Origin of the sequence: Burkholderia sp. E168m22 (assembly GCF_001319805.1) — a bacterium.
Taxonomy (GTDB): Bacteria; Pseudomonadota; Gammaproteobacteria; order Burkholderiales; family Burkholderiaceae; genus Burkholderia; species Burkholderia orbicola.
This window is the reverse complement of sequence record NZ_BBSK01000044.1, coordinates 92,279-116,064: the sequence shown is the minus strand read 5'-3', so window position 1 is coordinate 116,064 and position 23,786 is coordinate 92,279. Positions and strand designations below refer to the sequence as shown.

Here is a 23,786-nt window from a genome sequence, read left to right as displayed (position 1 = left end):
CGATGCGGATTTCCACTGCGCAGTTCTACCAGATGAACGTCGCCCAGATGAGCGACCAGCAGGCGCAGCTCTCGCAGCTGTACCAGCAGATCTCGAGCGGCGTGAGCCTCGCGACGCCGGCCGACAACCCGCTCGGCGCGGCGCAGGCCGTGCAGCTGTCGATGACGTCGGCGACGCTGTCGCAGTACGCGTCGAACCAGAACGCCGCGCTGTCGTCGCTGCAGAAGGAAGACCAGACGCTCATCAGCGTCAACAACCTGCTCAACAGCATTCACACCGTCGTGATCCAGGCCGGCGACGGCTCGCTGTCGGACAGCGATCGTTCGGCGTTGTCGACGCAGTTGCAGGGCTATCGCGACCAGTTGATGACGCTCGCGAATTCGACGGACGGCTCGGGCAATTACCTGTTCGCGGGCTTCCAGTCGGCCACCGCGCCGTTCTCGAACGCGCCGGGCGGCGGCGTGACCTACAGCGGCGACACCGGCTCGCGCCAGGTGCAGATCGCCGACACGCGCTCGATCGCGCAGGGCGACAACGGCGCGAACGTGTTCCTGTCGGTGCCGATGCTCGGCAGCCAGCCGGTGCCGCTCGCCGGCGCGGCCAACACCGGCACGGGCACGATCGGCGGCGTGACGATCACGAGCCCGTCGGCCGCGTCCAACGCGCACCAGTTCACGATCGCGTTCGGCGGCACGGCCGCCGCGCCGACCTACACGGTGACCGACAACACCGTCGTGCCGCCGACCACGACGACCGCGCAACCGTATTCGGACGGCGCCGGGATCGCGCTCGGCAACGGCCTGTCGGTGCCCGTGTCGGGCAAGCCGGCGCCGGGCGACACGTTCACGGTCACGCCCGCGCCGCAGGCCGGCACCGACGTGTTCGCGGCGCTCGACACGATGATCGCCGCGCTGAAGGTGCCGATCAGCAGCAACACGACCGCCGCGACCGCGCTCGCGAACGCGATGACCACCGGCACGACCAAGCTGAACAACATGATGACGAACGTCCTCACGGTGCAGGCGTCGGTCGGCGGCCGCGAGCAGGAAATCAAGGCGATGCAGGCCGTGAACCAGACCAACACGCTGCAGGTCAGCAGCGACCTGGCCGACCTGACGAGCACCAACATGGTCGCGACGATCAGCCAGTTCCTGCAGATGCAGAACGCGCTGACGGGGTCGCAGAAGGCCTACGCGCAGTTGCAGAACCTGTCGCTGTTCCAGTACATCAATCCGTGATGCACGACGCGCCGGCGGCGAGGTGAGCGCACGCTTACTTCGCTGTCGGCGCCCGCCGCCGCCCGTGCATCGTGCGCGGACGGGCGCTTCACCGGGCCGCGCGGTCGCGCACCGGTTCTCTCATGCGGGCTGCCGCTTCCTCGTTTGGCCGGCCGCGCATACCGGCTCGCTTGCCAGCCCCCATTCCGCTCCGTAAACTCGCGCCAGATTCCAGACCGGCGCATCCCTGGCAGCCGGCGACCGACGACCGACAGGAGCGCTTTCCCCATGTCCGATTCCTACTTCCCGCGCTGGCGGGTCCAGCCGACCGGCGCGGCCTCGCGCGTGGTCGGCCCCGACGAGCGCCTCGCGTGGCCGCAGATGATCGCGATGGGTGTGCAGCACGTCGTCGCGATGTTCGGTTCGACCGTGCTCGCGCCGCTGCTGATGGGCTTCGACCCGAACCTGTGCATCTTCATGTCGGGCATCGGCACGCTGCTGTTCTTCGTGCTGGTCGGCGGCCGCGTGCCGAGCTACCTCGGCTCGAGCTTCGCGTTCATCGGTCTGGTGATCGCGGTGACGGGCTACGGCGGCAGCGGCCCGAACCCGAACATTCCGGTCGCGCTCGGCGGGATCGTCGCGTGCGGCGTCGTGTACGTCGCGCTCGGCGCGCTGGTGCAGGCGATCGGCACGCGCTGGATCGAGACGCTGATGCCGCCCGTCGTGACCGGCGCGGTGGTCGCGGTGATCGGGCTGAACCTCGCGCCGATCGCGGTCAAGGGCGTGTCGGGCTCGACCTTCGAATCGGTGATGGCGCTCGTCACGGTGCTGTGCGTCGGCGGTGTCGCGGTGTTCGCGCGCGGAATGATGCAGCGCCTCTTGATCCTCGTCGGGCTCGTGATCGCGTACGTGATCTACGCGATCGCGACCAACGGAATGGGCCTCGGCAAGCCGATCGATTTCGCGATCGTCGCGCAGGCCGCGTGGTTCGGCGTGCCGAGCTTTCGCGCGCCGGTGTTCGATCCGCACGCGATGCTGATGCTCGCGCCGATCGCGGTGATCCTCGTTGCGGAGAACCTCGGCCACATCAAGGCCGTCAGCGCGATGACGGGCACCAACCTCGACCGCTACGTCGGCCGCGCGTTCATCGGCGACGGGCTCGCGACGATCGTCTCGGGCAGCGTCGGCGGCACGGGCGTGACCACCTACGCGGAGAACATCGGCGTGATGGCCGTCACGCGGATCTATTCGACGCTGGTGTTCGCGGTCGCCGCGCTGATCGCGATCGGGCTGGGCTTCTCGCCGAAGTTCGGCGCGGTGATCCAGACGATTCCGGGCCCGGTGCTCGGCGGCGTGTCGATCGTGGTGTTCGGGCTGATCGCGGTGACGGGCGCGCGGATCTGGGTCGTCAACAAGGTCGACTTCTCCGACAACCGCAACCTGATCGTCGCGGCCGTCACGCTGGTGCTCGGCGCCGGCGACTTCTCGCTGAAGATCGGCGGCTTCGGGCTCGGCGGGATCGGCACCGCGACGTTCGGCGCGATCATCCTGTACGCGATCCTGCGCAAGGAGAAGGAACCGGGGCCGGTGGTCTGATTCGGGCGCGGGCGGTGCAATGCCGCCCGTCGTTGTGCATACCGCCGTTGTGCTCACCTCACGCGCCGGTATTCGACTGCCCCTGCAGCCACGCGCAGAACTGCGCGACGAGCGGATCGTCGGCCGGCGCACCCGGCGCGATCCACCAGTAGCTGCGCGTCGCGATGCGCGGCCCGTCGAGCGGCATCACCAGGCGCCCGCTCGCGAGCTCGTCGTCGATCAGCGGCAGCGGGCCGAGCGCGACGCCGAGCCCGTCGACGGCCGCCTGCAGCGCCAGGTAGAAGTGATCGAACGACTGCCGCTTGCGCCCCTTCATCGTCACGCCGGCCGCCGCGAACCAGTCGCGCCAGCCTTCCGGCCGCGTATCCGAATGCAGCAGCACGTGCCGCGCGAGATCGTCCGCGCGCGTGATCGGCGCGCGCTTGAGCAGCGCCGGGCTGCACACCGGAATCACGCTTTCGTCGAGGAAGTGGCCGCTCGTGCAGTTCGGCCAGTGGCCGGGGCCGCGGCGGATCGCGACGTCGAAGCCGTTCAGCGTGTCGAGCGGCGCGTTCGACGTCGACAGCTTCAGCTCGACGTTCGGCACGTCGCGCTGGAACCGCGACAGGCGCGGCAGCAGCCATTTCATCGCGAAGGTCGGCAGCGCGTTGATGCGCAGCACGCGCGCCGCGCCGGTGTTGCGCAACTGTTCGGTGGCGTGCGCGATGCTGTCGAAGGCCGCGCGCACGGTGTCCAGGTAGCGGCGGCCTTCGTCGGTGAGCTTCACGCGCTTGCCGTAGCGGTGAAACACCGGCTTGCCGAGCCACGCCTCGAACCCGGCGATCTGCCGGCTGATGGCACCGTGAGTCACATGCAGCTCGTCGCCGGCGGCGCTGAAGCTTTCATGTCGTGCCGCGGCTTCAAAGGCCCGAAGCGCGGAAAAGGGCGGGAGATCGCGTGCCATGCTTGTGATTCTAGATCACAAGGGCGCGCCGATAAAATCGTTTTGCCGGAATCCTGAACGGCGGTAACCTCGCTTCACCGTTTGATGAGGAGCCCCATGCAATCCGCTTTTCAGCCTGACTCGCCGCCCGCTTCCCCGCCGCCTGGCGCGTCTCCTCGCAGCGTCGGCCTCGCCGAGCTGTTCACCGGTTTCCTGTCGCTCGGCCTGATGTCGTTCGGCGGCGCGTTGCCGTTCGCGCGGCGCACGATCGTCGACGAGCGCAAGTGGCTCTCCGCCGACGAATTCACCGATCTGCTCGGCCTGTGCCAGTTCCTGCCGGGCGGCAACGTGATCAACCTGTCGGTCGCCGTCGGCATGCGCTTTCGCGGCGTCGCCGGTGCGTTTGCCGGGATTCTCGGGCTGATCGCGGGCCCGACGCTGGTCGTCGTCGCGCTCGGCGTGCTGTACGCGAAGACGCAGAACGATCCGCGCGTGCAGCACCTGTTCGCGGGGCTTGCCGCGGCGGCGGCCGGCCTGCTCGTCGCGATGGCCGTGAAGGTCGCGAAGCCGCTGCTTCGGGCGCCGCGCACGGCGGCGGCGATCGCGGCGCTCGCGTTCGTCGCGATCGCGGTGCTGCGCATGCCGCTGTTGACCACGATGCTCGTGCTGACGCCTGTCAGCATCTGGTTCGCGTCGCGCCGTCGCGACGCGGGCACGCCGCGGCCGGCGCCTGCTGCCGCACCCGGCACGCAGGGTGCGCCCGACGCGCCCCGCTCGCAACGGGAGGGCCGGCCATGAGCGATACGCTGATCGCCATCGCGACGATCTTCAGTCAGTTGTCGCTGCTCGCGTTCGGCGGCGGCAACACGATCCTGCCGGAGATGCAGCGGCAGGTCGTCGACGTGCATCACTGGATGAGCGCGCACGAGTTCACCGCGCTGTTCGCGCTGGCCCAGGCGGCGCCCGGGCCGAACATGATGATCGTGTCGCTGGTCGGCTGGCATGTGGCCGGCTGGGCCGGGCTGCTGGTCGCGTCGCTCGCGAAGTTCGGGCCGTCGTCGATCGTCACCGTGCTCGCGCTGCATGCGTGGGAGCGCTTTCGCGACCGGCCGTGGCGCCGCTACGTGCAGCAGGGAATGATGCCGGTGACGGCCGGGCTCGTCGCGGCAAGCGCGGTGCTGATTTCCGAGGCGTCGAACCGCACCGCGATCCAGTGGGGCATCACGGCCGCGTGCGCGGTGCTGGCGTGGCGCACGCGCATCCATCCGTTGTGGCTGCTCGCGGGCGGCGCGCTGATCGGGCTCACGGGCATCGGGCAGTGAGCTGCGCACAACCGCCCTCCCGTGCGCGATACTGGCGCGACTTTTCACGGGAGGATCGATGGATCTCGACGGCGCCAGCCGCAATCTCACTGTCGCCGCGTTGCTGACGCTGTCCGGCGGCTATCTCGACGCGTACACGTACGTCGGCCACGGCCACGTGTTCGCGAACACGATGACCGGCAACGTCGCGCTGCTCGGCATCAACCTGTCGGCCGGCGAATGGGCCGCGGCGCTGCATCACGTACCGCCGCTCGGCGGCTTCGTGCTCGCGGTGTTCGTCGCGCACCTGCTCGGCCTCGCCGCGGGGCGCGGCTGGATGCGGCATACGGCGTTCGTGAGCCTGATCGTCGAAATCGCGTTTCTCGGCGTCGCCGCGAGCGGCCTCGTCGGCGCGTCGAGCGCATGGCTGATTCCGGGCATCTCGTTCGTCGCGACGCTGCAGACGCTGTCGTTCACCCATCTCGAGGAACTGTCGTACACGTCGGTGATGACGACCGGCAACCTGCGGCGTGCCGCGCAGAAGCTGTTCGTCGGGCTGATCCCGCGCTACGACGCGGGGGCGCTGCACGACTCGGCGCTGCTCGCGACGATCAGTTTCTGTTTCCTGGCCGGCGCGGTGGTCGGCGGCCTCGTGACGCGGCTCGTGCCGGACATCGCGCTGTGGGGCGCCGTGCTGCTGCTCGTCGGCGCGTTCGCGGAGATCGTGCGGCGGGCGTGGCGTCGCGCGGGGAACGGCGGCGCGGGCGGCGAGGACGGTAACGGCGACGCGGGCGCCGGCAGCGACGGGGCGGCGCAGACGGCCTGACGGCAGGCGGCAATCGGACAACCCCAAGCGGCAAGCGGCAAGCGGCGAGCAGCGAGCAGTGAGCAGTGAGCAGTGAGCAGTGAGCAGTGAGCAGTGAGCAGTGAGCCGATCGCAACGATCGCACCGACCATTTCACTACGCCGCGCCGCGCCGCGCCGCACCGCACCGCACCATCGCCGAACCTTGCAGCGCCGCACGTGCCCGCCGGCGCCGTCGCGCACCCTCCCGCCCTCGCGCGAGACAGGCCCGGCGCGGGAAACGTTGTTCCCGGACGACAATCGCGCGATTGCCGCGTATTTCAATTTCTTTCAGCGTTCGCACTGGTCTTATGATTCAGCCCACATCGCGCACGCCATGAACGTGTGCGATCGCCACCCGGCTGCGCACGCGGCCGGCCATGAATGGAGACACCTACAAAAGGGAAAGCTCATGAAGCAGACCACCCGACTCGCAGTCATCGCAGGGGGCGCGGCGCTGGCCTTCGCCAGCCAGTACGCAGCAGCACAAAGCTCGGTCACGCTCTGGGGCGTCGCCGACGCCAGCATTCGTTACCTGACCAACGCCAACGCCAAGAACGACGGCCTGCTGTCGATGACCAACGGCGCGATCACGAACAGCCGCTTCGGCATCTACGGCACGGAAGACCTGGGCGGCGGCCTGAAGGCCGTGTTCAACCTCGAGAGCGGCGTGAACCTGCAGAACGGCGCGTTCGCCGACAGCGGCCGCCTGTTCAACCGCGCGGCGTACGTCGGCCTGCAGAGCCCGTACGGCACGGTGACCCTCGGCCGCCAGAAGACGCCGCTGTTCGACCTGCTGTCGGACACCTACGATCCTCTGACGGTCGGCAACTACCTCGAAAACGCGTGGCTGCCGGTCGCACTCGGCGGCGGCCTGTATGCGGACAACCAGATCAAGTACACGGGCAAGTTCGAGGGCCTGACGGCGAAGGCGATGTACTCGACCGGCACCAACTACGAATCGACCGGCGCCGGCGGCTTCTCGGGCCAGATTCCGGGTTCGCTCGGCAAGGGCAATGCGTGGGGCGTGTCGCTGTCGTACGTGATGGGCCCGCTCAGCATCGCGGCCGGTGCGCAGCAGAACAGCGACAACTCGGCGCGCAAGCAGACGATCTACCACGCGAACGTCGTGTACGCGTTCAGCAAGGCGAAGATCTACGCGGGCTACCTGCGCTCGAAGGACGATACGGGCTTCGTCGACAGCCTGCTCGCGCAGCAGTCGATTCCGGTCGCGAAGGGTACGGGCCGGATCGACGACGGTCCGTTCGCGGGCGTGAGCTGGCAGGTCAGCGCGCCGCTGACGCTGACGGGCGCGTTCTACTACGACCACATGCGCAATGCGATGACCACGAACGGCACGCTCGCGAGCGGCAACCGCTACGCGATCGTCGGCATCGCCGAGTACGCGCTGAGCAAGCGCACCGAAATCTACGGCACCGTCGACTTCAACAAGACGAACGGCGCGGCGAACGTCGAGCTGCCCGGCCGCAGCAACCAGACGGGCATCGCGATCGGCCTGCGCAATATCTTCTGACGAACGTCGGAACGCACGCGCTGGCTTCGCCCGGCACGCACCGAAGAGGCTCCGCGAGGCGCCTCTTTTTTTTCGTCACGCGAGCTTCAATGCGAGCTTCATACGCGCACACGACTATTCGGCGGCCGCTCCATTGCGGAAGTCCCGCGCCGTAAGCGATCCGTCGGCAATCCAGAACATACTTTTACAGTCCGCGCGCAGGCTTTCCGCTACGCTGCGTGCATCGCGCGTGGCATGCCGTCCGGCGTGCGCGTGCGTCGTTCCGGTGGCGCTTCGCGAGCGCGGCCGGCCTGGTGCGTAACTTGTGTATCCGGCGATGACAAACACGGTCCGCCGGTTTCTTTCGTGGGACGATGCGCTCACGATTTTCTTGAAAGGGGATGACGATGGGTATCCTGAATGTCGTGGGTGAGATCGCCGGCGCGGTCGCCGCCGTCGAAGGCGCGGAAAAGCTGGATCCGGATGCGGGCCTCCTGACCAAGGCGGCCGCGGCCGTCGCCGGCTTCAAGGGCGCCGAGGCGATCGAAGGCATGCTCGAGAAGACGGACGAGCAGCCGCAGCAGGCGGACGATACGCAGGCGACGGACGGCAGCGACACGTCGCAGGCATGAGCATGGCGGCCGGTCGGGCCGCGGGCGCGCCCTTCGCGCGCCGGGCCGGCCGGTGCCGCGCAATCGGCAGGTCGGGCATGCGGTCGATCGGTGACGCATGGCACAACCGCCAGCCGGTTTGACCGGCGAGAGGCCTCGTCTCTCGCCGTTTTTTATTGGGCGCGCGGCACGCCCCACGCGCCGCACGAATTCCCGAATCTTGCTATCGTCCCCCCATCCGAACTGCGATGAGGGAATGCGATGGATTTCGACTACGACCTGTTCGTCATCGGCGCCGGCTCGGGCGGCGTGCGGCTCGCGCGCATGTCCGCGTCATACGGCGCACGCGTCGGCATAGCGGAAGAAGAGCAGATCGGCGGCACCTGCGTGCTGCGCGGCTGCATCCCGAAGAAACTGCTCGTCTACGCGTCGCACTACCCGCACGAAGTCGACGACGCGAAGGGCTTCGGCTGGACCTTCGGCGCCGGCACGCTCGACTGGTCCGCGCTGATCGCCGCGAAGGATCGCGAGATCAACCGGCTGAGCGACATCTACATCAACCTGCTGCGGCAATCGGGCGTCGACATGCACGCCGGCCGCGCGACGCTCGTCGATGCGCATACCGTCGCGATCGGCGAGCGTACGATCCGCGCGCGCCACATCGCGATCGCGACCGGCTCGCGGCCGTCGCTGCCGCCGCGGCCCGGCATCGAGCATGCGATCACGTCGCGCGAGGCGCTGTCGCTCGCGGCGCTGCCCAAACGCATCGCGGTGGTCGGCGGCGGCTATATCGCGGTCGAGTTCGCGGGCATCTTCAACGGTTTCGGCAGCCACGTCGAGCTGTTCTATCGCGGCGAACAAATCCTGCGCGGCTTCGACGACGACGTGCGTCAATTCCTCACCGACGAGATGACGAAGCAGGGCGTCACGATTCATGCCCGCGCGGTGATCGAATCGATCGAGCGCGCGGATGACGGCACGCTGTTCGTGCAGGTCGGCGACGCGCGGCACGGGCCGTACGATCAGGTGCTCTATGCGACCGGCCGCGTGCCGAACGTCGACGGGATCGGGCTCGAGCAGGCGGGCATCCTGCTCGATGCGCGCGGCGCGATTGCCGTCGATGCATATTCGGCGACGTCGGTGCCGTCGATTCACGCGATCGGCGACGTCACGTCGCGGCCGCAGCTCACGCCGGTCGCGACGCGCGACGCCGGGCTGCTCGCGCGCACGTTGTTCGGCGGGTCGCGCGTGGCGGTCGACCACGCGTACGTGCCGTCGGCCGTGTTCAGCCAGCCCGAGGTCGCGACGGTCGGCCTGACCGAAGCCGATGCGCGTCGTACGCTGGGCGACGTCGACATCTACCGCACGTCGTTCAAGGCGCTGCGTCACACGCTGTCGGGCCGCGACGAGCGCACGCTGATGAAGCTCGTCGTCGCGCGCGACAGCCAGCGCGTGGTCGGCGCGCACATGGTCGGCCGCGAGGCGGGCGAGATCATCCAGGGCATCGCGATCGCGATTCGCGCGGGTGCGACGAAGGCGCAGTTCGACGACACGATCGGCATTCATCCGACCGCGGCCGAGGAATTCGTGACGATGCGGCAGAAGGTGGCCGATTAGCGGGAACCGTGAAACCACGCGCGCGTTTGCACCGATGCACGCGCGCGTGCGGTCGGCATGCCGAACGGCGTATTTTCGAGATATCGATCGTTCGGATCGAAGAGGCGGATTAACGTGTGTCGGTATCGCCGGATCGATCGTTAATCCGCCGATATCGACACGGACGACCGGCGGGTATCGATCGCGTGTCGCGCGAGCCCATGCCTGCAAGGCTTTACGCGTGAATGGATCGCCTATTCGATATAAGCGTGAAAATCGTCAATTATTATCAAGATAGGCCGTCTTGATAAACAGGCTTGATATGATCGCGAAAAATCATATACGGGGCCGACCATGCGCGATCAACAGCGCAGTAATCAGAATAACGGAATCATCCGTGCGCGCGATGCAGGCGCGTATCGCATTACCCATCCGCTTTTCGCCGTAACGCATCCGTTGCGCGCGTTCCTCCATGACTTGCCGCAATCGCCGAATCGGCGATGAACGCGTGCGCGTGCCCCGCGCAGTGCCCTCTTTTCCAGCAAGGAGACCCGCAGTGAACATTCAGACACGACGCACCGTCCTCGTGGCGGCAGCGGTCGTCGCGGCGCTGTCCGGCTGCGCGACCGAATCGTCGCGCACGCTCGACGTGCCGGCCGTCGGCAGCGCGCAGAAGCCGTACGCGGGCACGCCCGTCGCGATCGCCGTCGGCAAGTTCGACAACCGCTCGAGCTACATGCGCGGCATCTTCTCCGACGGCATCGACCGCCTCGGCGGACAGGCGAAGACGATCCTCGTCACGCGCCTGCAGCAGAGCCGCCGCTTCAACGTGCTCGATCGCGAGAACCTCGACGAGATCAGGCAGGAAGCGGGCTTCATGAAGAAGGCGCAGGCCGTGAAGGGCGCGAACTACGTGGTGACCGGCGACGTGACCGAGTTCGGCCGCAAGGACGTCGGCGATCATCAGCTGTTCGGCATTCTCGGCCGCGGCAAGACGCAGGTTGCGTACGCGAAGGTCAACCTGAACATCGTCGACACGACGACGTCGGAAGTCGTCGCATCGAGCCAGGGCGCGGGCGAGTTCAGCCTGTCGAACCGCGAGGTGATCGGCTTCGGCGGCACGGCCGGCTACGACTCGACGCTCAACGGCAAGGTGCTGGATCTCGCGATCCAGGAAGCCGTGAACCATCTGGCCGAGCAGGTGGACGCCGGCGCATTGAAGGTCGCGCAGTAAGCGTCGCAACCCGCCGCAGCGGGCGCCGGGGCCGGCGCCGCGCTCGCACGATTCACCACGACATCAAAAGAGAAAAGACCATGAAACGGGGTAACTGGCTGCCGGCGACGGCCGCCGCCTTGCTGCTCGCCGGCTGCGCGAGCTCGACGCCGCCGCTCTATCAGTGGACCGGCTATCAGCCGCAGGTGTACGAATACTTCAAGGGGCAGAAGTCGCCGCAGGAGCAGATCGACGCGCTCGAAAAAGCGCTGCAGGACATTCGCGGCAAGGGGCATACGCCGCCGCCGGGCTTCCATGCGCATCTCGGCATGTTGTACGCGAGCATCGGCAGCGAGCAGCAGGCCGAACAGGAATTGCAGGCCGAGAAACAGCTGTTTCCGGAGTCCGCGGCCTACATGGATTTCCTGCTGAAAAAGAAAGGCGGCGCGCCGAAGGCGGCTGATCCGAAGGCAGCCGGCCAGAAGGCTGTCGACCAGACGGTCGCCGGCCAGAAGAACGCCGATCCGACCACCGCCAAACAGTGAGCGACGCGCCAGCCATGTTCAAGACCCTCTCATTCAAGCTGCTGTCCGTGCTGTCGCTCGTCGCGCTGCTGAGCGCCTGCGCGCAGCCGGTGAAACGGCCCGATTACGCGGCGTTCAAGAAGAGCCAGCCGCGCTCGATCCTCGTGCTGCCGCCGGTCAACGAAACCTCCGACGTCGGCGCGACCTACGGGCTGCTGTCGCAGATGACGCTGCCGCTCGCCGAGTCGGGCTATTACGTCGTGCCGGTTGCCGTGATGGACGAGACCTTCAAGCAGAACGGCCTGACCAATGCGGCCGAGATCCAGGAAACGCCGCCCGCGAAGCTGCGCGAGATTTTCGGCGCGGACGCCGCGCTGTATTCGAAGGTGTCGCAGTACGGCACCGTCTACCGGATTCTCGCGAGCGCGACGGTCGTGTCGGCATCGGCGAAGCTCGTCGATCTGCGCACCGGCGACGTGCTGTGGCAAGGCCACGCGAGCGCGAGCAGCGACGAAGGCGGCAACAACGGCGGCGGCGGCCTGATCGGCATGCTGGTGGTGGCCGCGGTCAAGCAGATCGCGAATACGTTGATGGACCAGAGCCACGACGTCGCCGCGTTCACGAGCGGCCGCCTGCTGTCGGCCGGGCCGCCGGCCGGCTTGCTGTACGGCCCGCATTCGCCGAAGTACGGCACGGACTGACCGGCGCATGCGGCGCGCGGGCACCGGCTGGTGTCCGTTGCGTCGGCGTGCCGCGATCCGATCGAACGGCTGCGCGCGAGCGCGGCCGTTTTTTCTCGTGCATCGGCATCGCGGCGGCCGACGGGCTCAATGCACGCCGAACGCATCCAGCAGCCGGTACCAGCTCATCGCGAGCACCAGCGCCGGCGTGCGCAGCGCCTCGCCGCCGGGGAAGTCGCGATGCCGGATCTTGTCGAACAGGTCGAAGCGGCTCGCCTGGCCGTCGATCGCCTCGGCGATCAGCTTGCCCGCGAGCGCGGTCGTGTTCACGCCGTGCCCCGAGAACCCCTGCGCGAAGTACGTGGTCGGCGTGATGCGGCCGAAGTGCGGCGCACGGTTCATCGTGATGTCGACGAAACCGCCCCACGCATAGTCGACCTTCACGTCCGCGAGCTGCGGGAACGTCTTCAGCATGTCGGCGCGCATCGCCGCGGCGAGATCGCGCGGCTCGCGCGTCGAATAGCTGACCTTGCCGCCCCACACGAGCCGCGTGTCGGGCGCCGGCCGGAAATAGTCGAGCACGAAGCGGCTGTCGCAGATCGCCGCGCGGGCGGGCATCAGCGCGGCGGCGCGCGCTTCGCCGAGCGGCTCGGTCGCGATCACGTAGGTGCCGACCGGCATGATCTTCCTCGACAGCGCGGGCGCGAGCGTGCCGATGTAGGTGTTGCAGGCGAGCACGACGAAGCGCGCGCGCACGTTGCCGCCGCTCGTCTCGACGACGTGGCCGCCCGCCACGTCGCGCACGCGCGTCACGCAGCTGTCCTCGTGGATGCGCACACCCGCGTCGGTCGCCGCCCGCGCGAGGCCGAGCGTGTAATTGAGCGGATGAAGGTGGCCGCTGTCGGGGTCGTACAGGCCGCCGCAATAGCGGGCCGACTGCACGTAGTCGCCGAGTTCGTCGGCTTCGACGAAGTGGAAGCGGTCGTAGCCGAAGCGCTTCGCGGCTTCGTCGCGCCAGCGTTTCAGCGCATCGGCGTCGCGCTCGGTGTTGGCCGCGGTCAGGTAGCCGGGCACCAGCGCGCAGTCGATGGCGTGTCGGGCGATGCGCGACTTCACGAGCGACAGCGTTTCGAGCCCCATGTCCCAGATCCGCTTCACGTCGCCTTCCGGCATGAACTGCGCGAACGTGTCGATGTCGCACGCGAAGCCGCCGATCAACTGGCCGCCGTTGCGGCCGCTCGCCGCCCATCCGACCCGCGACGCTTCGAGCACGGTCACCGAATGGCCGCGCTCGGCGAGGTTGAGCGCGGCGGACAGGCCCGTGAGGCCCGCGCCGATCACGCACACGTCGGCGTCGGTCGTGCCGGCAAGCGGCGCGTGGCGGGTCGTGTCGTTGGCGGTCGCCGCGTAGTACGACGCGACGTGCGGCTGGTTGGCGAATGTCTGCATGATCGGGAAAGCGGAGTGAAAGGGCTCAGAACAGCTCGCGCACGCGGTGATACAGCATCCCGAGTTCGAGCGCGGGTTGCCGCCATGCATCGCCGCCGGGAAAGCGCCGGTGACGCAGGCGGGCGAACAGGTCGAACGCGCGTGTGTCGCCCGCGATCGCGCCGGCGACCGCGCGTCCGGCGATGCCGGTGAGCGCGACGCCGTGGCCGCTGAAGCCCTGGACGTAGAAGAAGTTCGGATCGATCGCGCCGAAATCCGGCGCGCGGTTGCGCGTGACGTCGACGAAGCCGCCCCACGCGTGGTCGACGCGCACGTCGGCGAGCTGCGGGAACACGCCGACCATGCGCTGCCGGATCGCTTCGGCGAGCGCCGCGGGCGACGCGCCGGCCGAATTCGCGCGGCCGCCGAACAGCATCCGGTGGTCGGCCGACAGCCGGAAGTAGTCGAGGAAGAAGTTGTTGTCGCACACGGCTTCGCGTCGGGCGATCAGCGCATCGGCGCGTGTGCGGCCGAGCGGCTCGGTCGCGATGATGTACGACGCGATCGGCGCGATGCGCGCGGCGGTTGCGGCCGGCAGCACGCCGCCGGGCCCCGCGTTGCAGCACGCCACGACGAAGCGGCAGCGCACTTCGCCCGATGGTGTGCGCACCACGGGCCGCGCGCCGCGCACGACGTCGAGCGCCGGCGTGTGTGCGTACAGCGCGACGCCCTCGCGGCGCGCGGCATCGGCGAGACCGAGGCAGTACCTGAGCGGATGCAGATGGCCGGACAGTGGATCGTGCACGCCGGCCAGATAGCGCGTCGATGCAATGCGTGCCTGGATCTCGCCGGTATCGAGCCACGCGAGCGACGGATGGCCCCAGCGCGACGTCGCGGCATTCATCCACGCGCGCAGGTCGTCGATGCGGCGCGGCTTCGTCGCGACCGTCAGGTAGCCGCGCGTGAAGTCGCAGTCGATCCCGTAGCGCGCGATGCGCTCGGCGATCAGCGCGACGCCGTCGAGCGACAGCGACCACGCGGCGCGCGCGCCATCGGCGCCGAGCTGCTGCTCGATCACGTCGTCTTTCGCGAAGCCCGTGATCGCCTGGCCGCCGTTGCGGCCCGACGCGCCCCAGCCGGGCCGCTGCGCATCGATCACGGCGACGGACAGCCCGCGCGCGCGGCAGTCGAGCGCCGTCGACAGGCCCGCGAAACCGGCGCCGATCACGCAGACGTCGACGTCGATCGCATCCTCGAGGACCGGATCGTCGGCCAACGGCCGCGTGGCCGTTGCTTCGTAGTACGAGTCGCGCGCGAGCGCGTCGGCGCGGCGGGTAAAAGACTGTGTCATGAAACCGACTCCCTCGACAAGGCTGCACCCTGCACGCAGCCACCCTGAAAACGGCACGGGACGCCGTGCGTGCGGCACGGCGCCCCGCGCGTGCCGCATCAGAACGAATAGATGAACTGCGTCGCGAGCAGGTCGTTGGACTTGCCGTACGACCCGTCGTTGCGCAGGAACACCTTGTTGTTCGCCCAGTCGTGCCGGTATTCGACCTTCACGGTGATCTGCTGGGTCGGATAGAACAGCAGGTCGAGCGCGACGTCCTGGCGCACCGCGCCCTTGCACTCGAAGCCCAGGCCGCCGCCGGCCTTCGACTGCGCCAGGCAGTCCGCATCGACGCCAAAGCCGTTGCTCGGGTCCATCCCGTTGCCGTTCAGCGCGATACCGCCGCCGCCCCCGCCGTTCTTCGAGTTCGCGAGCAGGTCGTAGCGCAGCGTCACGCCCATGCGGCCGACCACCGGCGCGTTGAACTTGCGGTGCGCGAGCAGCGACAGCCCGTACCACTGCGCGAGGCCGCCGTTGAACGCCGCATGCTGCTGGCGGCCATAGTCGACTTCGGCGTTGTACTGAATGTCGGCGAGCGTGTAGGTCGCATCGAGTTCGCCGAAGAAGAACGAACCGTACGCGCTTGGCGCCGCGCCGCCCGGACCGTAGCTGACGGCGCCAGTGGTCGGGTCGATCGCGCTCGCCAGCGTCTGGCGCCCGATGTTGAACGACCCGCCGAGATCGAGCGCGCTCGACCACGTGTAGTCGGCGCGCGCGGTGAAGGTCGGCACCTTGTTGCTGGTGGTGATCGGGTCGCCGAGCGCATTGGTGCCCGTCTGCGTGACCGAACCGTAGGTGCGGTACTGCTCGTTGCCGAGGAAGAACTTCCACGCCCAGGCGCCCTTCGTGTAGTTCGCGCCGATACCGACGTAGCTGCCCGGATCGGAGAAATCGTACAGCAGGTTGTGCGTGAGCGTGAGCATCTGGTTCGACTGCTGCACTTCGTAGCCGCCGAAGCTCGGGATCAGGCCGGCGACCAGCGTCGTTTCCGCGGTGATCGGCACGTTGATCACCGCCGTGTTCAGCAGGTTGTCGGTGATCGAGCCGCGCGAGTTCTGCAGCAGCGTGATGCCGTTGCCGCGGTTCGGCATCAACGTGATCTCGGCCGACGGCGCCATCGGGCCGACGCCGAAGGTCTTCTTGATGTCGAGGTAGAGATCGCCGAACGTGCTGTTGAAGTAGTTGTACGCGTTCTCGTGGTTCGCGAACAGGAACGACGACGTGCCGGCCGCGCGGTTGTAGATGTAGGTCGGATCGATGTAGCCGGTGACCGACAGGCCGGCGAGCGGGCCGGTGTTGGCCGCGTCGGTCAGCGAGTCGACCTTCAGCTGCTGGTTCGCGATCTGCTGCTTCATTTCGCTGACCTCGTCGTTGGTCAGCGTCGCGCGTGCGCGGCCGTAATCCGGCGAACCCGGGTCGGCGGCGACCGCGACGGCGTTGCCGCCGCCGGCCGCACCGCCGCTCGCGCCGGACGTCGCGACGACACCCGCGCCGCCCGGCTTCGCGGCGAGCTGCGCCTGCATCGCCTTCATCTGTTTCTGCAGCGCCGCGACCTGCGCCTGCAGCGCCTTGATTTCGGCGGATGTCGAACCGGCCAGCGCGATGCCCGGCAGCGCGCCGGCCACCAGCAGGCAGATCAGTTTCTTCTTCATTGCGGATTCTCCTAGTCGTGCGCCTGTCAAATCGGGATCGAATCGCGCGCCCCCCCCTGGGGCAGCGCGTGTTGCTTGCATGCAGTGCTTGTTATCCTCGAAGCGGGAGACGAGCGGTCAAGCCGCCGCGAACGCGGCCTTCAAGTCGGCCATCCGGCGACGCTCGCGCGCGATCATCATCCGGTTCACGACGATCACGCCGATCGTCACGGCGGTGATGAACAGCGTCGCCAGTGCATTCATCTCCGGGTTCAGCCCCAGCCGCACGCGCGAGAACACCACCAGCGGCAGCGTCGTCGACCCCGGCCCGGACAGGAACGCCGACAGCACCAGATCGTCGATCGACAGCGTGAACGACAGCAGCCACCCCGACAGCAGCGCCTGCGAGATCAGCGGCAGCGTGACCACGAAGAACACCTTCAGCGGCGTGGCGCCGAGGTCGAGCGCGGCTTCCTCGAGCGACTTGTTCATCTCCTTCACGCGCGACTGCACGATGATCGCCACGTATGACACGCACAGCATCACGTGGCCGATCCAGATCGTCAGCATCCCGCGGCCCTTCGGCCAGCCGAACATCTGCTCGAGCGCGACGAACAGCAACAGCAGCGAGATCCCTTGGATCACCTCCGGAATCACCAGCGGCGCGTTGATCATCCCCGTGTACAGCGTGAAGCCCCTGAAGCGGCCGAAGCGCGCGAGCACGAAGCCGGCCCACGTGCCGATCACGACCGATGCGGTGGCCGTCAGCAGGCCGATCTTCAGCGACAGCCACGCGGCGGTCAGCAGCTCGTCGTCGTCCAGCAGCGCCGCGTACCACTTCAGCGAGAAGCCCGACCACACCGTGACCAGCTTCGACTCGTTGAACGAGTACACGACGAGGCTGATGATCGGGATGTACAGGAACAGGAAGCCGAAGGCGAGAACGCCCGTCGACAGCGGTTTGCTCGGCTTGATCATTTCGCGTCTCCCAGTTCCTTGACCTGGTAGTACTGGAACAGCGCCATCGGCACCAGCAACAGCAGCACCATCGCGACCGTCACCGCGGACGCCATCGGCCAGTCCATGTTGTTGAAGAATTCATCCCACATCACGCGGCCGATCATCAGCGTGTCGGCGCCGCCGAGCAGCTCCGGAATCACGTACTCGCCCACCGCCGGGATGAACACCAGCAGGCTGCCGGCGATGATCCCGTTCTTCGACAGCGGCAGCGTGATGCGCGTGAACGCGACCCACGGTTTCGCGCCGAGGTCGTACGCGGCTTCGAGCAGCGTCAGGTCCATCTTCACGAGGTGCGCATAGAGCGGCATCACCATGAACGGCAGGTACGAATAGACCATGCCGATATAGACGCCCGCATCGCTGTGGTAGAGCCGCAGCGGCGTGTGGATGATGCCGAGCGCGATCAGCGTGTGGTTCAGCAGGCCGTCGTCCTTCAGGATGCCGATCCATGCGTACACGCGGATCAGGAACGAGGTCCAGAACGGCAGCATCACGGCCATCATCAGCACGTTGCGGCGGTTCGGCTCCGAGCGCGCGATGTAGTACGCCATCGGATAGCCGATCAGCAAACACAGCACCGTCGACACGGCGGCCATCTTCAGCGAGCTGAGATAGGTCGCGATGTACAGGTCGTCCTGCAGCAGGAACGCGTAGTGCGACATCTGCAGCGCGAAGTGCACGACGCCGTCCTTGATTTCGACGAGCGACGTGTACGGCGGGATGCCCATGACCTGGTCGGCGAAGCTGATCTTCAGCACCAGCACGAACGGCAGCGCGAAGAACACGGCCAGCCACAGGAACGGCACGCCGATCGCGACGCCGCGGCCCGACGGCAGGAAGCGCGACAGCGCGGCGAAGCGGCCGCGGCGGGCATGACCCGCGCCGGTGCGCGCGGCGCCGGTCGACACCGGCGCGGAAGGGGTGGAAGCGGAGGTTCTCATCGTGGCGTCCTCACTGCGTCAGCACGACGCCGCTGGCCGGCGACCACGACACGAACACGTCGTCGTTCCACGCCGGCGCGCCGTCGTTCATCAGGTGCGAGCTCGACAGGTTCGACACCACCGTCTTGCCGCTCGGCAGGCGCACGTGGTACAGCGAATAGCTGCCCATGTACGCGATGTCGGTGACGACGCCGCGCGCCCAGTTGTGCTTCGAGCCCGGCTTCTCGCGCGATACGTGGATGCGCTCCGGGCGCACCGAGATGCCGACCGGCATCCCGAGCGGGCCGGTCACGCCGTGGCTCACGTACATGCGCGTTTCGAGGTCGTCGCTTTCGACGAAGATGTGATCGGGCTCGTCCTCGACCACGCGCCCCTCGAACAGGTTGGTCGAGCCGATGAATTCGGCGGAGAAGCGGCTGTTCGGGTATTCGTAGACTTCGCCGGGCGAGCCGATCTGCACGATCTTGCCCTCGCTCATCACCGCGAGGCGGCTCGCCATCGTCATCGCCTCTTCCTGGTCGTGCGTGACCATCACGCAGGTCACGTCGACCTTCTCGATGATGTTCACGAGTTCGAGCTGGGTCTTCTGGCGAATCTTCTTGTCGAGCGCGGACATCGGCTCGTCGAGCAGCAGCAGCTTCGGGCGCTTCACCAGCGAGCGGGCCAGCGCGACGCGCTGCTGCTGGCCGCCGGACAGCTGATGCGGCTTGCGCTTCGCATACTTGCTCATCTGCACGAGCGCGAGCGCGTCGGCCACGCGCTCCTTGATCTCGTTTTTCGGCGTGCCTTCCTGTTTCAGGCCGAACGCGACGTTCGATTCGACCGTCATGTGCGGGAACAGCGCGTACGACTGGAACATCATGTTGACCGGGCGGCGGTACGGCGGCAGCGACGCGAGGTCCTCGCCGTCGACGAAGATCTTGCCGGAGGTGGCCGTTTCCAGCCCGGCGAGCATGCGCAGCAGCGTGGACTTGCCGCAGCCCGAGCTGCCGAGCAGCGCGAACAGCTCGTTCTTCGCGATCGTCAGGTTCACGTTGTCGACGGCCGTGCTGTCGCCGAATTTCTTCACGACGTTTTCGATGCGCACGAATGCGTCGTTTTGCATACGGGGCGCGGCGGCCGGTTGGGTCTGGCGTGCAGCAGCGGAAGAGGGTATCGATTGCATGGGAGTCACCATTCGTTCTTCACGGATTGCAGGCGTGAGCGTCCCCGCGCGAGGCGCGCAACGCGACTCGCGAGCAACGGCTCGTGCCGGATGGAACAGGGCGCGCGGTACGCGCGGGCGGACGGAGGTCCGCGAATTTCAGGCGGGCAGGCGTACCGCGATGCCTGCGCCGCCGTGATGCATGGCGATCAGTGGCCCGTCTTCAACTGGGCCCACAGACGGTTCTCGAGGCGCAGGATGTCGGCCGGCATCGGCTTCATCAGCACCATCTTCTTCAGCACGTCTTCGGGCGGATAGACGGTCGGGTCCTGCGCGACGGCCGGCGTGACGAATTGATGCGCGGCCTTGTTCGCGGTCGGGTAGAACACCGTGTTGGTGATCGCCGCGTTGACCTTCGGATCGGAAATGTAGTTGATCCACTTCAGCGCGGCCTCGGGATGCGGCGCATCCTTCGGGATCACCATCACGTCGAACCACAGCAGGCCGCCTTCCTTCGGATTCGAGAACTTGATGTCGTACGAACGCTTCGCTTCCGCCGAGCGACGGTGCGCGATGCCGACGTCGCCCGACCAGCCGAGCACGACGCACACGTCGTTGTTCGCGAGGTCGTTGATGTAGCCGGACGAGTTGAACTGGGTGATGTACGGGCGGACTTTCTTCAGGACTTCGAACGCAGCCTGGTAGTCGCCGGGGTTCTTGCTGTTCGGGTCCTTGCCCATGTACTGCAGCGTGGCGGCGAACACGTCGACGGCCTGGTCGAGGAACGACACGCCGCAGCTCTTCAGCTTCTCCATGTTGGCCGGGTCGAACACCAGCGCCCAGCTGTCGACCGGCGCCTTGTCGCCGAGCGCCTTCTTCACCGCCTGCGCGTTGTAGCCGATGCCGTCGGTGCCGTAGGCCCAGGGCACGCCGTACTGGTTGCCCGGGTCGGCATCCGAGATCATCTTCATCAGCAGCGGGTCGAGGTTCGCGAGGTTCGGAATCTTCGACTTGTCGAGCTTCTGGTACACGCCGGCCTGGATCTGCTTGGCCATGTAGTTCGAGGTCGGCACGACGATGTCGTAGCCCGAACTGCCGGCGAGCAGCTTCGCCTGGAGCGTGTCGTCGCTGTCGTAGTTGTCGTACTTGACGTGAATACCCGTCTGCTTCTGGAAGTTCGGGATCGTGTCCGGCGCGATGTAGTCGGACCAGTTGTAGACGTTCAGCTCGTCGGCATGCGCCGACGGGCTGGCGACCGACGTGAGCGCGGCCGCGGCGGCGAGGGCGGCGACGGAACAGGCTTGGCGAAGAATGCAGGCACGCATGGTGGAATTCCCTTGAGTGATGGCGGCGTGCGGCGCCCGCCGCACGCCTGTAGGCAAAACCGTTACGAAACGCCCAGTTGCCGGGCGGTGGCATCGACGGCCTTCTTCGCCTTCGACACGAGTTCATCGATTTCCTGGCGCGAGATCACGAGCGGCGGCGACAGCAGCATCCGGTCGCCGGTCGCGCGCATGATCAGGTTGCCGTTGAAGCAGAAGTCGCGGCAGATCGTGCCGACGTCGCCCCCGTTCGCGAAGCGGCGGCGTTCGGCCGGCGCTTCGGCGAGTTGCAGGCTCGCGACCATCCCGTGGCCGTGCACTTCGCCGACGATCGGATGACGCGCGAAGGTTTCGCGCATCAGCGCCTGGAAGTACGGGCCGGTGTCGGTCTTCACCCGCTCGACGATCCCCTCGTCGCGCAGCAGCTTCAGGTTCGCGACCGCGACGGCCGCCGCCACCGGGTGACCCGAGTACGTGAGGCCGTGATTGAATTCGCCGTTGTCGATGATCGGGCGCGCGACGCGCTCATGAATGCCGACCGCGCCCATCGGCACGTAGCCCGACGTCAGGCCCTTCGCCATCGTGATCAGGTCCGGCTCGAAGCCGAAGTGCTGGTGCGCGAACCATTCGCCGGTACGGCCGAAGCCGCCGATCACTTCGTCGGCGACCAGCAGGATGTCGTACTTGCGGCAGATCCGCTGGATCTCCGGCCAGTACGTCGACGGCGGGAAGATCACGCCGCCCGCGCCCTGGAACGGCTCGCCGATGAACGCCGCGACGTTCTCCGCGCCGAGTTCGAGGATCTTCGCTTCGAGCTGCTGCGCGCGGGCGAGGCCGAATGCTTCGGGCGTCTCGCCGGCTGCCGCTTCGCCGAAGAAATACGGCTGATCGATGTGCACGATGTGCTCGACCTTCGACGGCATCTGCTCGTGCATGTAGCCCATCCCGCCGAGCGTGCCCCCCGCGATCGTCGAGCCGTGATAGCCGTTCTTGCGCGAGATCACGACCTTCTTCTGCGGCTTGCCTTGCACGCGCCAGTACTGATGCACGAGACGCAGCACGGTGTCGTTGCCTTCCGAGCCGCTGTTGCAATAGAAGAAGTGGTTGAAGCCGGCGGGCGTGACTTCCGCGAGCATCGCGGAAAGCTCGATCACCGGCGGATGCGTGGTCTTGAAGAACGTGTTGTAGAACGGCAGTTCCTGGATCTGGCGATACGCGGCGTCGGCGAGCTCCTTGCGGCCGTAGCCGACGTTCACGCACCACAGGCCGGCCATCCCGTCGATCACCTTGTTGCCGTCCGAGTCCCACAGATAGACGCCGTCGGCCTTCACGATCACGCGGCTGCCAGCGCGGTTGAGCGCGCCCATGTCGGAGAACGGGTGAATGTGGTGCGCGGCGTCGAGCGCGCGGTATTCGGCGGTCGTGCGTGCCTGCGTCGCGCGCGGCGCGGCGGCCGCGGCGCTCGGCGCGGCCGGCTGGACCCAGGCAGATTCGTTGCGGTAAGTCATGTTTCCTCCGTGATTCCGTATGCGGTTGGCACGCTTACACGTGCAGCAGCAGATGGCGGCGTTCCCACGAGCTGATCACGCGGAAGAACGCTTCGTATTCGGTTTCCTTCAGCGCGAAGTACGCCTTGAGGAACTTGGGCCCGAGGATCTCGCCGAGCGGCTCGCACGCGGCCATCAGCGTCAGCCCTTCCTCGAGGTTGCGCGGCAGCTGGTACGGCAGGCTGTAGCCGTCGCTCACCAGCGGCTCAGTCGGCTCCAGGCGCTGCGTCATGCCGAGATAGCCGGCCGCCAGCGTCGCCGCGAGCGCGAGGTACGGATTGCAGTCGACACCGGGGATGCGGTTTTCGATGCGGCGCGCGGCCGGGCCGGAATGCGGAATGCGGAACCCCACCGTGCGGTTGTCGTAGCCCCACTGCACGTTGATCGGCGCGGCCATGAAGCGCGACAGGCGGCGGTACGAATTGATGTACGGCGCGAAGATCGGCATCAGCGCCGGCGTGTACTTCTGCAGCCCCGCGAGGTAGTTGTAGAACATCGACGTCGCGCCGCCGGTCTCCGGTGACGTGAACAGGTTCTGCCCCGTTTCCTCGTCGACGATGCTCTGGTGCACGTGCATCGCCGAGCCCGGTTCGTCTTCCATCGGCTTGGCCATGAACGTCGCGTACATGTTGTGACGCAGCGCGGCCTCGCGCACCGTGCGCTTGAACAGGAACACCTGGTCGGCCAGCGACAGCGCGTCGCCGTGCATGAAGTTGATCTCCATCTGCGCGGCGCCGACTTCGTGGATCAGCGTGTCGATGTCGAGGTTCTGCGCTTCGCAGTACTCGTAGATGTCCTCGAACAGCGGATCGAATTCGTTGACGGCCTCGATCGAATACGACTGGCGGCCCGTTTCAGGGCGGCCCGTGCGACCGACCGGCGGGCGCAGCGGCAGGTCGGGGTCCTTGTTCATGTCGACCAGGTAGAACTCGAGCTCCGGCGCCACGACCGGTTTCCAGCCCTTCGCCTTGTACAGGTCGAGCACGCGGCGCAGCACGTAGCGCGGCGAGATCTCGACCGGCGAGCCGTCGAAATGCACGCAATCGTGGATCACCTGCGCGGTCGGGTCCACGGCCCACGGGATCAGGCGGATCGTCGACGTGTCGGGCACACACACCATGTCGGGGTCGGTCACGCCGGTGAGCGAGCCGTCTTCCGGATAGTCGCCGGTGACGGTCTGCACCATCACGGCTTGCGGCAGGCGCATCGATTCGCCGGACGTGAACTTGTTGCGCGGCGTGATCTTGCCGCGCGCGATGCCGGCCATGTCGGGAATGATCGCTTCGATCTCGGTGATCCGGTGCTGCTTCAGAAAGTCTTCGATGTCTTGCATGTCTGTTCTCGTTG

General features: G+C 67.3%; 21 protein-coding genes. 11 read left to right on the top strand and 10 right to left on the bottom strand.

Features of this window, described 5'->3' with window-relative positions; genetic code table 11:
* Positions 1-2 precede the first annotated feature (2 nt).
* Positions 3-1,238 (top strand): flagellar hook-associated protein FlgL, encoded by a 1,236-nt coding sequence (gene flgL / locus AP428_RS12690; RefSeq protein WP_054928141.1) that lies wholly within the window; start codon positions 3-5, stop codon positions 1,236-1,238.
* A gap of 267 nt (positions 1,239-1,505) precedes the next feature.
* On the top strand, positions 1,506-2,813 hold the full coding sequence (locus tag AP428_RS12685; RefSeq protein ID WP_027807827.1) for a solute carrier family 23 protein: 1,308 nt from the start codon (positions 1,506-1,508) through the stop codon (positions 2,811-2,813).
* A 58-nt stretch (positions 2,814-2,871) separates the two neighbouring features.
* Here AP428_RS12685 and AP428_RS12680 read toward each other — a convergent pair whose 3' ends face one another.
* Positions 2,872-3,756: a transcriptional regulator GcvA gene (locus AP428_RS12680; RefSeq protein WP_054928140.1), complete on the bottom strand. Its 885-nt coding sequence runs from the start codon at positions 3,754-3,756 to the stop codon at positions 2,872-2,874.
* Between the two features lie 96 nt (positions 3,757-3,852).
* Between AP428_RS12680 and AP428_RS12675 the strand changes: the two genes are divergently transcribed.
* From AP428_RS12675 to AP428_RS12635, 9 genes are all read left to right on the top strand, one after another.
* Complete coding sequence (locus AP428_RS12675; protein ID WP_054928139.1) at positions 3,853-4,533, top strand: chromate transporter; 681 nt, start codon at positions 3,853-3,855, stop codon at positions 4,531-4,533.
* Positions 4,530-5,057: a chromate transporter gene (locus AP428_RS12670; RefSeq protein WP_006477572.1), complete on the top strand. Its 528-nt coding sequence runs from the start codon at positions 4,530-4,532 to the stop codon at positions 5,055-5,057. Before AP428_RS12675 ends, AP428_RS12670 begins: the two co-directional genes overlap by 4 nt.
* Positions 5,058-5,115: 58 nt before the next feature.
* Positions 5,116-5,862, top strand: coding sequence for a YoaK family protein (locus AP428_RS12665; RefSeq protein WP_027807828.1), 747 nt, complete (start codon positions 5,116-5,118; stop codon positions 5,860-5,862).
* Between the two features lie 429 nt (positions 5,863-6,291).
* Positions 6,292-7,413 carry a porin gene (locus AP428_RS12660; protein WP_011546404.1) on the top strand — a complete coding sequence of 374 codons (1,122 nt, stop codon included), beginning with the start codon at positions 6,292-6,294 and terminating at the stop codon, positions 7,411-7,413.
* A gap of 386 nt (positions 7,414-7,799) precedes the next feature.
* Positions 7,800-8,024: a hypothetical protein gene (locus tag AP428_RS12655; RefSeq protein ID WP_054928155.1), complete on the top strand. Its 225-nt coding sequence runs from the start codon at positions 7,800-7,802 to the stop codon at positions 8,022-8,024.
* A gap of 240 nt (positions 8,025-8,264) precedes the next feature.
* Positions 8,265-9,620 (top strand): glutathione-disulfide reductase, encoded by a 1,356-nt coding sequence (gene gor / locus AP428_RS12650; RefSeq protein WP_054928138.1) that lies wholly within the window; start codon positions 8,265-8,267, stop codon positions 9,618-9,620.
* Between the two features lie 541 nt (positions 9,621-10,161).
* On the top strand, positions 10,162-10,833 hold the full coding sequence (locus tag AP428_RS12645) for a CsgG/HfaB family protein (RefSeq protein ID WP_197285595.1): 672 nt from the start codon (positions 10,162-10,164) through the stop codon (positions 10,831-10,833).
* Positions 10,834-10,913: 80 nt separating this feature from the next.
* On the top strand, positions 10,914-11,357 hold the full coding sequence (locus AP428_RS12640; protein ID WP_054928136.1) for a DUF4810 domain-containing protein: 444 nt from the start codon (positions 10,914-10,916) through the stop codon (positions 11,355-11,357).
* A 14-nt stretch (positions 11,358-11,371) separates the two neighbouring features.
* Positions 11,372-12,037, top strand: coding sequence for a DUF799 domain-containing protein (locus tag AP428_RS12635; protein WP_054928135.1), 666 nt, complete (start codon positions 11,372-11,374; stop codon positions 12,035-12,037).
* A 126-nt stretch (positions 12,038-12,163) separates the two neighbouring features.
* On the opposite strand, the gene AP428_RS12630 is transcribed toward AP428_RS12635, so the two are convergent.
* The 9 genes from AP428_RS12630 to AP428_RS12590 form a co-directional block, all read right to left on the bottom strand.
* On the bottom strand, positions 12,164-13,465 hold the full coding sequence (locus AP428_RS12630) for an FAD-binding oxidoreductase (protein ID WP_054928134.1): 1,302 nt from the start codon (positions 13,463-13,465) through the stop codon (positions 12,164-12,166).
* Positions 13,466-13,490: 25 nt separating this feature from the next.
* Positions 13,491-14,795 (bottom strand): FAD-binding oxidoreductase, encoded by a 1,305-nt coding sequence (locus AP428_RS12625; protein WP_054928133.1) that lies wholly within the window; start codon positions 14,793-14,795, stop codon positions 13,491-13,493.
* A gap of 98 nt (positions 14,796-14,893) precedes the next feature.
* The gene (locus AP428_RS12620; RefSeq protein ID WP_011546397.1) at positions 14,894-16,486 is read right to left on the bottom strand and encodes a DUF3138 family protein; all 1,593 of its coding nucleotides are present in this window, start codon (positions 16,484-16,486) and stop codon (positions 14,894-14,896) included.
* A gap of 117 nt (positions 16,487-16,603) precedes the next feature.
* Complete coding sequence (locus AP428_RS12615; RefSeq protein WP_054928132.1) at positions 16,604-17,443, bottom strand: ABC transporter permease subunit; 840 nt, start codon at positions 17,441-17,443, stop codon at positions 16,604-16,606.
* Complete coding sequence (locus tag AP428_RS12610) at positions 17,440-18,426, bottom strand: ABC transporter permease subunit (RefSeq protein WP_054928131.1); 987 nt, start codon at positions 18,424-18,426, stop codon at positions 17,440-17,442. Before AP428_RS12610 ends, AP428_RS12615 begins: the two co-directional genes overlap by 4 nt.
* Before the next feature lie 10 nt (positions 18,427-18,436).
* A complete protein-coding gene (locus tag AP428_RS12605) occupies positions 18,437-19,591 on the bottom strand; it encodes an ABC transporter ATP-binding protein (RefSeq protein WP_054928130.1) in 1,155 nt (384 codons plus the stop codon).
* Between the two features lie 188 nt (positions 19,592-19,779).
* Positions 19,780-20,895 carry a polyamine ABC transporter substrate-binding protein gene (locus AP428_RS12600; protein WP_006477585.1) on the bottom strand — a complete coding sequence of 372 codons (1,116 nt, stop codon included), beginning with the start codon at positions 20,893-20,895 and terminating at the stop codon, positions 19,780-19,782.
* Positions 20,896-20,957: 62 nt separating this feature from the next.
* A complete protein-coding gene (locus AP428_RS12595) occupies positions 20,958-22,400 on the bottom strand; it encodes an aspartate aminotransferase family protein (protein WP_054928129.1) in 1,443 nt (480 codons plus the stop codon).
* Between the two features lie 34 nt (positions 22,401-22,434).
* Positions 22,435-23,772, bottom strand: coding sequence for a glutamine synthetase family protein (locus AP428_RS12590; RefSeq protein ID WP_012329373.1), 1,338 nt, complete (start codon positions 23,770-23,772; stop codon positions 22,435-22,437).
* Positions 23,773-23,786: the final 14 nt, after the last annotated feature.

Excerpts from the sequence above, each read along its gene's own strand:
- flgL (WP_054928141.1), top strand. The coding sequence starts at position 3 with ATGCGGATTTCCACTGCGCAGTTCTACCAGATGAACGTCGCCCAGATG.
- AP428_RS12685 (WP_027807827.1), top strand. The coding sequence starts at position 1,506 with ATGTCCGATTCCTACTTCCCGCGCTGGCGGGTCCAGCCGACCGGCGCG.
- AP428_RS12680 (WP_054928140.1), bottom strand. The coding sequence starts at position 3,756 with ATGGCACGCGATCTCCCGCCCTTTTCCGCGCTTCGGGCCTTTGAAGCC.
- AP428_RS12675 (WP_054928139.1), top strand. The coding sequence starts at position 3,853 with ATGCAATCCGCTTTTCAGCCTGACTCGCCGCCCGCTTCCCCGCCGCCT.
- AP428_RS12670 (WP_006477572.1), top strand. The coding sequence starts at position 4,530 with ATGAGCGATACGCTGATCGCCATCGCGACGATCTTCAGTCAGTTGTCG.
- AP428_RS12665 (WP_027807828.1), top strand. The coding sequence starts at position 5,116 with ATGGATCTCGACGGCGCCAGCCGCAATCTCACTGTCGCCGCGTTGCTG.
- AP428_RS12660 (WP_011546404.1), top strand. The coding sequence starts at position 6,292 with ATGAAGCAGACCACCCGACTCGCAGTCATCGCAGGGGGCGCGGCGCTG.
- AP428_RS12655 (WP_054928155.1), top strand. The coding sequence starts at position 7,800 with ATGGGTATCCTGAATGTCGTGGGTGAGATCGCCGGCGCGGTCGCCGCC.
- gor (WP_054928138.1), top strand. The coding sequence starts at position 8,265 with ATGGATTTCGACTACGACCTGTTCGTCATCGGCGCCGGCTCGGGCGGC.
- AP428_RS12640 (WP_054928136.1), top strand. The coding sequence starts at position 10,914 with ATGAAACGGGGTAACTGGCTGCCGGCGACGGCCGCCGCCTTGCTGCTC.
- AP428_RS12635 (WP_054928135.1), top strand. The coding sequence starts at position 11,372 with ATGTTCAAGACCCTCTCATTCAAGCTGCTGTCCGTGCTGTCGCTCGTC.
- AP428_RS12630 (WP_054928134.1), bottom strand. The coding sequence starts at position 13,465 with ATGCAGACATTCGCCAACCAGCCGCACGTCGCGTCGTACTACGCGGCG.
- AP428_RS12625 (WP_054928133.1), bottom strand. The coding sequence starts at position 14,795 with ATGACACAGTCTTTTACCCGCCGCGCCGACGCGCTCGCGCGCGACTCG.
- AP428_RS12620 (WP_011546397.1), bottom strand. The coding sequence starts at position 16,486 with ATGAAGAAGAAACTGATCTGCCTGCTGGTGGCCGGCGCGCTGCCGGGC.
- AP428_RS12615 (WP_054928132.1), bottom strand. The coding sequence starts at position 17,443 with ATGATCAAGCCGAGCAAACCGCTGTCGACGGGCGTTCTCGCCTTCGGC.
- AP428_RS12610 (WP_054928131.1), bottom strand. The coding sequence starts at position 18,426 with ATGAGAACCTCCGCTTCCACCCCTTCCGCGCCGGTGTCGACCGGCGCC.
- AP428_RS12605 (WP_054928130.1), bottom strand. The coding sequence starts at position 19,591 with ATGCAATCGATACCCTCTTCCGCTGCTGCACGCCAGACCCAACCGGCC.
- AP428_RS12600 (WP_006477585.1), bottom strand. The coding sequence starts at position 20,895 with ATGCGTGCCTGCATTCTTCGCCAAGCCTGTTCCGTCGCCGCCCTCGCC.
- AP428_RS12595 (WP_054928129.1), bottom strand. The coding sequence starts at position 22,400 with ATGACTTACCGCAACGAATCTGCCTGGGTCCAGCCGGCCGCGCCGAGC.
- AP428_RS12590 (WP_012329373.1), bottom strand. The coding sequence starts at position 23,772 with ATGCAAGACATCGAAGACTTTCTGAAGCAGCACCGGATCACCGAGATC.